Raw genomic sequence first — 13,283 nt, forward strand, 5'->3', positions numbered from 1 at the left:
TTTCTATTTCTTGTTCAATTAATATGAGTCATTAGTTACAAGATAACATTTAAATTCTTCTATACAATAATTTGAATATCCCTCTTGGTTCGGACCATTTTAATTTTTTCACAACTTAACATTCCACCAAATAATCCAATTTAAACATTAATTGTTTTAAAGGCATTAAAATAGTAATTCCACTATATATTCTGAAGACCCTTTATTATATTTATCTACATTCTATAAATTTTATTGTTTCCCTTTATTAAAACTCTGATAATTCTTATTCCCACCAGAAAGATTAAATACATCCTTAAATCCCATATTTATTAACACATTTTGCGCAGCATTTCCAGTTACACCTTTGTTACAGTACGTTACGGTAGGGATATTAGGATCCAAATTCTTCGCTTCCTTACGCAACTTTGCTAGTGGCATATTTACTGCTCCATCCACTTTCGATACCTCATACTGCTTCGTTGCTCTTGTATCGATAATTTGTATTTGCTCACCGTTCTCGATTCGGTCCGTTAATTCTTGTGGGGTAATCAGTTTATTTTTCTTATCAATCGCATTTTGTAAAGCCATACCTGTATACATTACCGGATCTTTCGTTGTACTAAATGGTGGTGCATATGCTAAATCTAGATGGAACAAGTCTTTTGCTTTTGCTTTAAAGGAAATGGCTGTTACAAATACATCGATTCGCTTATCAACACCATCTTCACCTACGATTTGCACACCTAAAATTTGGCTTGTTTTCCTATCGGCAATTGCCTTAATTACTAATTCTTTACCACCCAGATATTCTGCTCTTGCTGGTTTAATATTGTGTAATACTTCAAGATCAAAACCTTCTGCCTTAGCCTCTTTTTCACTTAACCCGGTATAGCCTACCGCTAAGTCAAATACTCTTAAAATTCCTGTCCCTAAAATGCCCCGATGTTCCAAATCTCCACCAGTAATAACATCACCAGCGATACGTCCCATTTTATTAGCTGTAGAGCCTAACGGACGGTATATAGGTTTTCCAGTTATAACCGAAAAACTTTCTGCTACGTCCCCAACGGCATAAATATCAGGTAGATTCGTTTGCATCTTGGTATTAACTTTAATCGTTCCAGATGTGCCTAATTCCACGCCTAAATCTCTTGCTAGTTTCGTATTTGGTCTAACACCAGTGGCTAAAATGACCATATCGGAATCAATGACATTGCCACTTTTCGTTTCCACAGTATTCTCCGTAATCACAGTTGCTTCTTCGTTTAATAACAAGTTTACTCCGTTATCTCGGATATGCTCCTCTACACGGAAAGCCATATCTTTATCCAAATGTGGCATAATCTGATTACTGCGCTGAACAATCGTTACTTCTAATCCTTTATGAGTCAATTGTTCTGCCATTTCAAGACTGATGAAGCCAGCACCAATAATGGTGACCTTTTTCGGGTTATTTGAAACCATAAACGAGTTGATAGATGCTGTGTTTTGGATATTGCGGACATGAAAGACATGCTCCATCTCCACCCCTTTAATTGGTGGAGTAATTGGAGTCGCACCAGTTGCAAATACCAAGGTATCGTAACTGTCTTCTTTCGTCTCGCTTGTATCTAGATTTTTAACTGTAATTACTTTCTTATCTGGATCTATCTTTATCACTTCATGACGTGTTTGAATATCCACGTTGTAACGTTTTTTAAACCATGCAGCACTTCTAGGTGTTAGTGTCTCTAACTCGTCTACTTCCCCTCCTAAAAAGTAGGGGATTCCACAAATAGAATAGGAGATATCATAATCTGCATTATATAACGTAATTTCTGCGTTTCCGTCGTTTCTGCGTGCCTTTGCAGCAACAGATGTACCAGCTGCAACGGAACCAATAATAATTATCTTCATATGTTTATAATCCTCCAGATCTTATCTTGATGTCTATTCTTAGCAGCACTGATCCATTCCTAGTAACACAAATTGCGAACCGTTTGGTGTTTCATCGTCATCTAATGTTAATCCTTCTACTGTATCTTTAACATCTTTATCAATGGACACTTTAATTCCATCAATTTCTTCAACAATATCGTTTTCTTCAGGCGCATCTAAAGAAATTCCTAATTGCGGTCCACAACATCCTGCTCCCATCGAATAAAAGCGAATACCTTCTGCACCCTTTTCTTGAAAAATAACCTGTAATTTATTTTTAGCCTTTTCTGTGATATTCATTATAATTCCCCCTTATTTTTTAAAGTTGAACAAATTCCTTCAATTGGTCATAGCCTATTTTTACTTCCTTCATCCAAGGGATTAACGCACTATTATCAGCTAATTCTTCTTGTACTTTCTTAATCCATTGCCTTTCCGATGCTGCACGTGCTTTTAATACTTTATCTGTTGTTCCTGTTGCATATAAACTTCGATTGATGACCCACCATTTTGGAGTTATCTCTGCTCGCTTTAAGTCATCCTGCAAGCGTGTTGCCTCAAAAACAGGAGTTGCTTCTGGCAATGTAACAACGACTACCCCTGTCTCTTCTGGGTTACGCAGTCTTGGCAATAACTTTTTCACACTTTCTGGAATTTCACCAGTAGAACGGCTCATTTCCCTGTGATAAGCCTCCGATGAATCAAGTAAAAGCAACGTATGCCCGGTTGGTGCAGTATCGATAACAACAATTTCTTGTTCAGACCTTTCTACTACATCGGCAAAAGCACGGAACACCGCAATCTCTTCCGTACATGGAGACTCAAGGTCTTCCTGTAAGTAGGCAAGTTCGTCATCATTCAATTCACCAGCATTAGTGATTACTTCTTTTTTGTAGGCTTCCACTTCTACTTCTGGGTTAATACTGCTGATGGATAGATTCTCATTAACAGTACCGTTTTGGAACATATAATCCAGATGTGCTGCTGGGTCAGTTGTTGTTAAATGAACTTTATGCCCTTTTTCCGTCAATCCAACTGCAATTGCTGCAGCAACAGATGTTTTTCCAACTCCACCTTTACCCATTGTAAAAATAACACGAGTATTTTTAGATGAAAAATCATCAATTACATCCTTTAGTTCAGAAAGTGGTGCAAATTCAGTACCCTGATCGTCCTCCTTGAATTTAACTAAAGGAGCATCACTCACAATCTGACGAAGGCGATCAATACCAGTTAACGAATACGATACAAAAGGTAATGAGAAGGTTTGAATCTTTTTCGATTCCTCTGGTGTTTTCGTCAATGCTTCATGCTGCCCTTCGTAAAAAGCAGTAGATACCTCATCATTTTTTTCATAAGACTGCAATAACCCATTTATGATAAGCATTTGTTTTTGGATGCCAATGTCTCCAAGTTCTAATGATGCACGGTTCGCTTCAATCAGGGTGGATTCCTCTGGTCTGGCAACTAAAATTAGTGTTGTTTTGTCACCATCAGAAAGGGATTCAACTGCTTTTTGATACATAGCCTTCTTATCACCAAGGCCTGATAATGGTCCCAAACAAGAAGCCCCATGTGTTGCTTCCTCCAAATAACCAGACCATGCTGTCGGCAGAGATAATAAACGAAGCGTATGGCCCGTTGGAGCTGTATCAAATAAAACATGGTCGTATTCGCTAAATATCCCATCATCTGCTAATAAATGAGAGAATTCATCGAATGCAGCAATTTCTACGGTACACGCTCCAGAAAGCTGTTCTTCCATCTGATTGACTACCGATTCAGGAAGTTTATCTCTATATGGGCCAACTGTCTTTTCTCGATATGCTCTTGAAGCTTCTTCTGGATCAATATTACTGGCAAATAAGTTTTTCACACTTGGAATTTCAACAGGTTCACGAGATAACTCGATTTCAAATACGTCCTGCAAATTAGAAGCAGGATCCGTGCTGACAAGCAAAACCTTTTTTCCTTGATCAGCAAGTGCAACTGCTGTTGCACATGCTACAGATGTTTTTCCAACTCCACCTTTGCCAGTGAAAAATAGATAAGGTGTTTCAACATGCTGTTTCGGATTATAAAGTGTATACATTTTAAGATCTCCTTTAGTCGAGTTTTACGGAAACACGTACACGAGGTTTCTGAGTCAATTCCTTTGCACGTACTTCCAACCATTCCGCAAATTCTTCATTGGTTGGATATTCACCCACTTTAACTACTTCCCCATCTAAAAGTGTGACCGGAAGTGCATCTGCTCCTTTTTCTTGAAGAACCTGATTAACCGTTTCATTTTCAGCAAAAGCAGCAGGTTCATTAGCTAAATTAAATCGCTTAATGTCTACATCTTTCTGTCCCAGTGAATAAACGGCTGAAGCTACCCTTGTTAAATTTGGGTCAACACTTGGTCCGCAAACACCTGTTGAACAGCACATAGCTGGGTCAAAGATTTCTACTTTTTTCATACGTTATACCCTCCAATTATTTGTATATAACTATATACTTATATGTTAACAGATAGTTAAGCCTTGAGGATATTCTCATGGCTTAACTTCTTGATATTCTCCCGTTTCAGCAAAACGTTTGATTCGTTCACCAATTTCATCACGAACACGCTGAAATACTTTCCACACTTCCTCTTCTGTACCTTCTGCTTTAGCTGGATCATCAAAGCCCCAATGTTCTCTTTTTACATGCGGTGGCGTCATTGGGCAACGATCTTTTGCATCACCACATAAGGTTACTGCAATTGTTGCGTTGTCTAAAAATTCTTTGTCAATGGTTTCCGATTTTTGGTCAGAAATATCAATTCCAACTTCCTTCATTGCTTTAACAGCATTTGGGTTTAGTCCATGTGCTTCAATACCTGCACTTCTTACTTCCCACTCATCTCCAAGATACTTTTTTGCCCAGCCTTCTGCCATTTGACTTCGACATGAATTTCCTGTGCATAAGAAATAAATAGTTTTTTTAGCCATATAAATACTCCTTTATCAAAATATAGTTAATGTTAAATATAGACCTAGTAACGTGATAAATAGGATTGGTATTGTTAAAATAATACCCGTCTTGAAATATGTTCCCCAAGAAATCTTAATTCCTTTTTGTGAAAGAACATGAAGCCATACTAATGTTGCCAAAGAACCAATTGGTGTGATTTTTGGACCTAAGTCTGATCCAACAACGTTTGCATAAACAAGTGCTTCTCTTAATACGCCAGTAGTATTTGTTTCCGCAATTGCTAGGGCGTCAATCATTACTGTTGGCATATTATTCATAATGGATGATAGAAAAGCAGCAATGAACCCCATTCCAACAGTAGCAATAAATAAGCCTTCTTCGGCAACCGTTTGAATGACACTTGCTAGAGCAGTGGTGAGTCCCGCATTTCCTAATCCATATACTACGACATACATTCCGATGGAAAAGAACACAATATCCCACGGCGCACCCTTAATAGCTTTTTTTGTATTTACTGCAGAACTTTGTCTACCCATAATTATGAAGAAGATAGCAATGGTTCCTGCAATAACGGAAACAGGTATATTGATAAATTCGCTGGTAAAGTATCCAATTACTAATAAGCCAAGGACATACCAAGATAGACGAAACATTTTATGATCTTTAATAGCATTTCTAGGTTCGGTTAATTTAGAAACATCATACGACCTTGGAATACTTTTTCTAAAATAAATCAGTAACACGGAAATGGTTGCAACTAATGAAAATAAATTTGGAATAATCATTCGTGAAGCATATTCAACAAATCCGATACCAAAGAAGTCTGCAGACACAATATTTACTAAGTTACTTACAATGAATGGCAATGATGTTGTATCAGCGATAAACCCACTTGCCATAATAAACGGAAAAATCATTTTTTCTTTAAAATTTAAATTACGTACCATAGCAAGTACGATTGGTGTAAGAATTAACGCTGCACCATCATTCGCAAACAAGGCAGCAACAATCGCACCTAATATACTGATATAGACAAACATTTTTATTCCATTACCCTTTGCAAAACGGGCCATATGTAAGGCAGCCCATTCGAAAAATCCAATTTCATCCAAAATTAAAGAAATAAGAATGATTGCTACGAATGCCAATGTGGCGTTCCAAACGATTTGTGTTACTTCGATTACATCACTAAACCCTACGACTCCTACAATTAGAGCTATAACTGCTCCTCCCATTGCAGACCAACCAATATTTAAACCTTTTGGTTGCCAAATGACTAGGACGAGGGTTGCTACAAATATGAGTATTGCGAGTATAAGCGTTGATGACAATGTTTTTACCTCCAATTAACAACAAGTAATTCGTGTACCCTTTTCTTCCAACTCTTTTAGTTTATCTTCTTGACTTGGCAATTGATCCAGAATCGGTTTGATGAATGAATAATACTCATTATTTTTATTTACCGAGTAGAAAATCCATTGTCCTTTCCTTTCTTCCACTACCAGTCCTAAATCTTTAAGCTTACGCAAGTGTTGACTAACAGCTGGCTGACTGAACTGAAATATTTCTACAAATTCACATACACAACAAGCGTGATTATCCATTAATTTCATCATCGTTAGACGTGTCTTGTCACCAAGCAGTTTTAAAATGTTCGCAGCTTTGTCTATTTCAAAAGATTTTTGCAGCATCTATATCCCTCCTTATTATTATTTATTATGAAAATAGTATATAACTATTTGCTTATATGTTCAATGGATTAACCTACAGAAACATGAAATTTTAAGAAATCATTTTATTTTATTCCCTACTACTACTATTCTTTAGGTTAGAATCCTTATATGCATGTATTAATTATTGGATTTTTAACTTCATATTTAATTTGATGCGTTTTCTAACTTTTCCCCACCGTTCCTGTAATCCAGCAGGCTTTTCTAAAATCCTAGTGTTGAAAACAAAGCCAATTTTATAGTCCTTTTCGAACAACTCTCATGCGGAACATCGTGTTAAAAGGGAGTTATGGGGAATTCAGCAAATAAATTTGATTAAAAAGGTTGCAATTTAATTTTATGGATAATATACTGTTGATAAATCAAAAAAAATTGATGTATTAGTTGGAGGTGAAATAATGGAATTAATTAAAAAAGTAAATGAATTAGGCGAAGATGAGGCACTTGATTTTTATGAAAATATGTTTAATGCTTTAGCTGATAAAATAAGATTAAAAATTATAAATGAAATTAGTAAAAGTCCAAATAAATCTTTGTGTGTCTGTGATTTAGAAGAAAAATTAGAGTTAAAGCAATCAAAACTATCTTATCACTTAAAGAAATTAGTAAAAGCCAATATACTTATACCCGAAAAACATGGTACATGGAACTATTATAAAATTAATGAAGAACAAATACAGGTTGTCTTATCTGAAGATACTTGTTGTAAAATTTTCTAACAGGTATCTTAGTTATTTATTATATAAATAAACTTTTTTTGATTTATATATCAAAAAAAGTTTATTTAAAGGTGAAGGAGTTATACTTATGACAGATTCAATTTTAGAATTTATAAAAACCTTTTTCATGCTATTTTTTGAATTGCTTGCCTTATTTATTGTAGTGAGTTTTATTGTGAGTTTAATTCAACAAGTAGTATCAGAGGTAAAAATTAAAAAATTTTTAAGTCGTCCAAACAAAGCTGTTAATTATTTACTTGGTACATTATTTGGTGCAATTACACCATTTTGCTCCTGTTCAACAATACCTGTGCTAGCAGGATTATTAAATGCCAAAGTACCATTTGGACCTTCAATGAGTTTTTTAATTGCTTCACCATTAATGAATCCGCTTATTATTTTCATGCTTTGGGTACTTTTAGGTTGGAAAATTGCACTATTATATTTTATCGTGCTAGGTGTTTTTAGTATTTTAGTAGGGTTTGTATTCTCGAAACTTAATTTAGTAGGGACGTATAAAGGTGTAACTGTTAAAGGTGATGGCTTTTTCAGTAATAAACAAGGGTCCAGAGTTAAGCAAGCTTTAAATGATGCATGGGCATTTCTTTATCCAATGCTTCCTTACTTATTCATAGGGGTCTTTATTGGTGCATTTATTTATGGATTTGTTCCGGCAGAGTTTATTACAAAATATGCAAGTGGTGACGGCATTTTCTCTGTAATGATTGCTTCGGTCATTGGTATTCCAATGTATATTAGACCTGAAACAATGTTACCTATTGCAGAAGCACTTGTTTCAAAAGGTATGTCAATGGGTACTGTAATTGCTTTAGTTATTGGTGGTGCAGGTGCAAGTATTCCAGAAGTAGTTATGTTGTCTAAACTATTTAAGAAGAAATTTTTAGTTGCATTTATTTCAGCTATTTTAATTGTGGCTATAAGTACAGGTCTTATTGTTAATTTAATTCTTTAGGTTTAAAGAGAAAATAGTTGTTGCGCTTGCATCATCAAATTATCCTTTTAAGGAGGTGATATTCATGGCAGAAAAAAAGTCTGGTCTTAAAAAGTTGTTCTCTAAACCCAATCAAGCTTGCTGCAGCGTTGAAATTGAAGAAGTCAAACCGACTGAAAACAACAGCTGTTGCGGATCCTCAAAGGAGAACACTAATAAGCAACGGAAAGAGGCTTAATAAGGAAGGTCAAAACTCGCAATTATTGCAAAAGGGCTTCGTTTAGAGGCCTTTTTGCTTTAATTACTCATAGAAAAGGATGATACCAATGATTGTCAATCATGCAAGTACATTGAGTAAAGAATACTTTAAATCGTAAATTCAACTTATTATAATACCAAACTGAATCAATATTGGAATCAGCCTGAATTTAATATTGAAATTTATTTAAAATAAGCGTTTGATCTATGATTAAAAAGCTATTGAATTCGTATTGAATAATGCCCTCTGTTTTCTCTATACTCTTACCTCCAATGTACAACTATTTAGCAGTAGATAAGAACTTTTTAACATGGAAGCCAACTCTTATAACTGTGGCTCTTAAATAAAGTTTGATTAAAAATATCCCAAACTCACTTTTTATGGTAATTCAAAGAACCAGTTTTGAAAAAAAGATTGATCAAAACTGGTTATCTCTTTGTGAGATGTTATACAACTTTTATAAAAAAGTGTGATCATTTTTCACTGCTAATCTTCCACAATCGCGCCGATTGTGGAATGGAAAGAATGCAATAGAAATGTAATTATACTATACTTACTAGTAATTGGATTATATAGTTTTAAGAAGGATTGAATTTTTATGGGGATATTAGATAAACTACAAACCTTTATTATATTATTTGCTGTTGGTTTAGGTCTCATATTAGGACAGGTAAACGTAATTGAACAATATGCGGAAAATCTCATTACACCCTTTCTATTGTTAATGCTATACGGATTGTTTTTAACTATTCCATTACAACAATTAAATAGGGCTTTTTCAAATATTAAATTTCTAGGGTCCAGCACGATCATTAATTTTATCTGGACACCAACAATAGCTTGGGGTTTAGGTTCCGTTTTCTTATATGATTATCCTGCTTTATGGATTGGTTTTATCATGCTTATGGTGACACCTTGTACAGATTGGTATCTAGCGTTTACTGGTATAGCAAAAGGAAATGTGTCCCTTTCAACATCTGTTTTGCCGATTAATTTAATTTTGCAAGTCGTACTTTTGCCAGTATATTTGTTAATATTTGCTGGAACTATTGAATCGATACCCATGTCCACGCTTATAGAAAGTATAGTAATTGTATTAGTTATTCCATTTATACTTGCTCATCTTACACGATTCTTATTAAGAAAAAAATCTAATTTAAACAACAAGATTATTCTTTTTTTCGGCAATGCCCAAATTTTCTTTTTATCATTAGCTATTATGGCAATGTTTGCTTCCCAAGGTTCTTACTTACTTGAAAACCTAGAAGTCATTTACATTTTAATTATTCCAGTTTTATCATTCTTTGTTATTAACTATGTAGTAGGACGCTTTGTTGGAAGGTTTTTAAAGTTTTCCTATGAAGATACAGTTAGCTTAAATATGACAATTATTGCTAGGAATTCACCAGTGTCTTTGGCTATAGCTGTGACAGCATTCCCTGATCAACCTCTTATTGCTTTGGCTTTAGTTATTGGGCCGTTAATTGAATTACCTGTACTTGCCATAGTTTCGCAAGCTTTACTTTTCACAAGGAAAAAAAGTAAAAATAAAGACTATCCTATATAATCTAGGATAATCCTCCTTATTTTATTTAACAATCAGGCCGTTTGTTAGATTGTTCCAATCGGATAGATCAATGTAATTGTATCAAACCCTTTTATAAATTATCAAACTTTATTTCAAAGCCACAGTAACAGTGGATACCGACTTTTCACTAAAGGAAAAGGCATTTAGGTGAGGACACAAAAGGAATCGGAAATCGTAACAGATACGATACCGATTCCTTCTATGAAGACTAAATAAATAGATCACTTCTCACCATTTATTAATTAGAGAGTTTCCAACATTAATGTTTGCGAACAGCGCCAGATGGTTTAATTATACCGATGCACAAGGATCACAACATTGAAAATTACCAATAAATATTTTTCGTGTCCATAATGAATTGAACCACAATAATAAGTGCAAAGTTATTTACAATTTCACTTTGAAAATTAATTGTCGATATAAATGATGAATTCGTAATATATATTAGCTATGAAAGTTGAAGAATCAAGCATAAAATTTCCTAAAAAAAAATAAAGCATAAAGCTTCCAAACGGAAATTATATGCTTTACGTCACATAGACAAAATAAAAACCACCATATTATGTATGGTGGAGACGGTGGGACGTGCTGTTCCATGCTTTCGTCATGGCACTGACTATATCTTGAACCTGATGTCGAAACAGGTCCTTCGGCGTCTTATGCAAAATCTAGATTTACCTTTTACAAGGTAGAATTTTGCATCCTAGTACTACCAAGATGGCAGCCTATAAGTCGATACACGGCAGTTGGATCGCTCCACACACCGCTCGGTATTGCCTTATCACTATTAAAGTGACTTAGGTTTCACCGATTAAGCCGAATTTTCACTTATGTGTTACCACATAAGGCGACTACGTTACTAATCGAACCCACGTCCAGAGATATCGGCACCCAAGCGTCTACGAGTGTAGTTGGTATATTATCATTCGCTCACTCATCGGCCTACCAACAGGCTTCTTAAGGAACTAGTCTGATTAATCTCTTCGTTCACCCTCAGACGGCTGGATAAACGCGTATCCCGCTGAATTTGAGACCCTTCATCTAGCACACGGGAGATGATAGGAAGGATCCTTTAGCTAGCTTACGCTGCTAAAGCGAAATTGTTTTCTTTGCCAGTTATATTTAGGCGAGTTGGCCTTTTAACGAGTTACCTCTCGACTCGCAACCTAAGCTCGACCTACCCCTGTCGAATCCGAAACGTCCCCATATAAGAGAAACGAATCGAAAGAGATAGACGCTCAAGAAGTTCTATCTATTCAATTGTCGTCGCCTTGTTTAGCGACAAGATAAGTATATCACATTCGAGTGTTATTTTCAAAATCCAGTTTTTGGAATGAGATTTTATCCTCGATCCTTCATCGCGCGTTCAATATCACGTTTGGCTTGCTTCTGTTTGAGATCCTCACGCTTATCATATTTCTTTTTCCCTCTTGCTAGACCAATTAAAACTTTGGCAAAACCATTTTTAATATAAATTTTCAAAGGAATCAAAGAATATCCTTGCTGCTGAGTTTCTCCAATTAATTGATTGATTTGTTTTTTATGCAACAGTGCCTTACGTGTTCGAAGAGGGTCATGGTTAAAACGATTACCTTGCTCGTAAGGTGAAATGTGCATATTATGAATGAACACTTCACCTTTATGGACGCGAGCAAATGCGTCTTTGAGATTTACTCGTCCTGCACGAATGGATTTAATTTCTGTACCTTTTAGAACAAGCCCAGCTTCGTAAGTTTCTTCAATAAAATAATCATGTCTGGCTTTTCGATTCTGTGCTATAACGTTATCATCGGTTTTCTTGGCCATCACTTGTTCCTCCTCTATTCCGTACCCACTATTGTAACAAAAATATTGATTACTTTCCAATTTTTATTTTTATACTTTTTCTTGGACTTTTTTGTTTCCTATGTGAGAAAATATTTTTGAGACTAAGAAGAGCGAGGGAAAGTCAATGGATATAAAAACTCTACATGTAAGAAAATTAAGCTTAGAGGATCTTCCCCAATTGCAAGCAATGGATACCGGGATTGAAGATGATTATGTTATCTATATTTTTGAAAACTTGGTGACCGAAAAATCTCATTCTGTTTATGGCTTGTTTGACCATGAAAAAATGGTTGCTATAGCTGGGTATACAGTTTTCGCTACACATTTTGCTGTTTTGGGACGTTTACGAAGCGATCGTAGATATAGAGGAAACGGCCACGCAACAGAATTATTAAAATGGATCATGGATGAGCTAAATGGGATGGATGATATCCATTGGATTGGGGCTGCTACTAACGAGCCTAACCTTCCTGCTCGACGAGTACTAGATAAGCTTGGGCTATCTGCTGATGCAATTTATCATTCGTTAGTATTAAAATCCCCTGATGTTTTTGGTTCCGTAGCCGATGGGCCAGTTTGGGATCCTGTTACGGATATTTCTGAGAAAAGAAAAATATTATTGGCTCATCAGAATAATGCACTCGGTATGTTTCCTTATGAATGTTATTACCCACTTCCTTTTGTTGAGGAGCTTTTTGCAGATGAATATTTAGATTCACTGGCTATTTTTATAAACCCTGATGGGGACCGTTTCGTTGCTTTAAAGGCTGATTCAAAAGGGGATTGGTATGCCCATGTCAAATATTTTTGGGATGACCATTTCGAGCAACCAGGTTTTTGGAAAACCGTATTTGAATATACTCGTCAGCATCGGAATAGTATGGGGATTTGGATTGATTTCTCTCCTCAAGGCTTTAGAAATATCCCTAATCTTGAGGCATTTGATATCCAGGAGCCTTGGATGATGTATGGCGTTTGGAAGAAGAGATAAACAGGCCTTGTGGGGTCTGTTTTTTTAACGGTGGACATCGGGCTATTTACCGATGTTTGTCTTGTTTATTGTGAAATTTGTAAATAAGGCTCGCTATTTACCGATTTTGCTTTGCTCTTTTCAAATATGGGGAAATAGAGACTGTCTATTTACCGATTTCATTCTCCTCTTCTCAAATATAGGGAAATAGAAGCTTCCTATTAACCGATTTTGCTTTGCTTTTTTCAAATTTAAGTAAATAGAAGCTTTCTATTTACCAATTTTCCCTTCCATCCTTCAAAAATGCGTCAATAGAAGCTCGCTATTCACTCGTTTTCCCTAACATCAAGCAAATTCGCGTGAATAGAACCTTTCTATACA

Annotated in this window: 13 protein-coding genes and 1 other RNA gene; 5 read left to right on the forward strand and 9 right to left on the reverse strand. The window is 35.6% G+C overall.

Annotation, left to right across the window (positions count from 1 at the left end; genetic code table 11):
- Positions 1-231: 231 nt before the first annotated feature.
- The 7 genes from RZN25_08275 to RZN25_08305 form a co-directional block, all read right to left on the reverse strand.
- Positions 232-1,878 (reverse strand): FAD-dependent oxidoreductase, encoded by a 1,647-nt coding sequence (locus RZN25_08275; GenBank protein ID MEQ6376813.1) that lies wholly within the window; start codon positions 1,876-1,878, stop codon positions 232-234.
- A gap of 39 nt (positions 1,879-1,917) precedes the next feature.
- Complete coding sequence (locus tag RZN25_08280; protein ID MEQ6376814.1) at positions 1,918-2,199, reverse strand: adhesin; 282 nt, start codon at positions 2,197-2,199, stop codon at positions 1,918-1,920.
- A gap of 19 nt (positions 2,200-2,218) precedes the next feature.
- The gene (arsA, locus tag RZN25_08285; protein ID MEQ6376815.1) at positions 2,219-3,991 is read right to left on the reverse strand and encodes an arsenical pump-driving ATPase; all 1,773 of its coding nucleotides are present in this window, start codon (positions 3,989-3,991) and stop codon (positions 2,219-2,221) included.
- 13 nt (positions 3,992-4,004) lie between these two features.
- A complete protein-coding gene (gene arsD, locus RZN25_08290; protein ID MEQ6376816.1) occupies positions 4,005-4,361 on the reverse strand; it encodes an arsenite efflux transporter metallochaperone ArsD in 357 nt (118 codons plus the stop codon).
- 75 nt (positions 4,362-4,436) lie between these two features.
- Entirely contained in the window at positions 4,437-4,874 is a 438-nt protein-coding gene (gene arsC / locus RZN25_08295; GenBank protein ID MEQ6376817.1) for an arsenate reductase (thioredoxin), read from the reverse strand.
- Between the two features lie 15 nt (positions 4,875-4,889).
- Complete coding sequence (locus RZN25_08300; GenBank protein MEQ6376818.1) at positions 4,890-6,188, reverse strand: arsenic transporter; 1,299 nt, start codon at positions 6,186-6,188, stop codon at positions 4,890-4,892.
- Positions 6,189-6,203: 15 nt separating this feature from the next.
- Entirely contained in the window at positions 6,204-6,548 is a 345-nt protein-coding gene (locus RZN25_08305; GenBank protein MEQ6376819.1) for a metalloregulator ArsR/SmtB family transcription factor, read from the reverse strand.
- A gap of 437 nt (positions 6,549-6,985) precedes the next feature.
- Between RZN25_08305 and RZN25_08310 the strand changes: the two genes are divergently transcribed.
- The 4 genes from RZN25_08310 (at position 6,986) to RZN25_08325 (ending at position 10,084) form a co-directional block, all read left to right on the forward strand.
- Positions 6,986-7,306, forward strand: a complete 321-nt coding sequence (locus RZN25_08310) for a metalloregulator ArsR/SmtB family transcription factor (protein MEQ6376820.1) — start codon at positions 6,986-6,988, stop codon at positions 7,304-7,306.
- An 88-nt stretch (positions 7,307-7,394) separates the two neighbouring features.
- Positions 7,395-8,279 carry a permease gene (locus RZN25_08315; protein MEQ6376821.1) on the forward strand — a complete coding sequence of 295 codons (885 nt, stop codon included), beginning with the start codon at positions 7,395-7,397 and terminating at the stop codon, positions 8,277-8,279.
- 64 nt (positions 8,280-8,343) lie between these two features.
- Positions 8,344-8,496, forward strand: coding sequence for a hypothetical protein (locus RZN25_08320; protein MEQ6376822.1), 153 nt, complete (start codon positions 8,344-8,346; stop codon positions 8,494-8,496).
- 619 nt (positions 8,497-9,115) lie between these two features.
- Positions 9,116-10,084, forward strand: coding sequence for a bile acid:sodium symporter (locus RZN25_08325; GenBank protein MEQ6376823.1), 969 nt, complete (start codon positions 9,116-9,118; stop codon positions 10,082-10,084).
- An 881-nt stretch (positions 10,085-10,965) separates the two neighbouring features.
- On the opposite strand, the gene ssrA is transcribed toward RZN25_08325, so the two are convergent.
- Both ssrA and smpB read right to left on the reverse strand, forming a co-directional pair.
- Positions 10,966-11,302: a transfer-messenger RNA gene (gene ssrA / locus RZN25_08330) on the reverse strand.
- A gap of 144 nt (positions 11,303-11,446) precedes the next feature.
- Positions 11,447-11,911, reverse strand: a complete 465-nt coding sequence (gene smpB / locus RZN25_08335; GenBank protein MEQ6376824.1) for an SsrA-binding protein SmpB — start codon at positions 11,909-11,911, stop codon at positions 11,447-11,449.
- 145 nt (positions 11,912-12,056) lie between these two features.
- On the opposite strand from smpB, the gene RZN25_08340 reads away from it, so the two are divergent.
- Positions 12,057-12,923 carry a GNAT family N-acetyltransferase gene (locus tag RZN25_08340; protein ID MEQ6376825.1) on the forward strand — a complete coding sequence of 289 codons (867 nt, stop codon included), beginning with the start codon at positions 12,057-12,059 and terminating at the stop codon, positions 12,921-12,923.
- The last annotated feature ends 360 nt before the right edge of the window (positions 12,924-13,283 follow it).

Source organism: Bacillaceae bacterium S4-13-56, from assembly GCA_040191315.1.
Taxonomy (GTDB): Bacteria; Bacillota; Bacilli; order Bacillales; family JAWJLM01; genus JAWJLM01.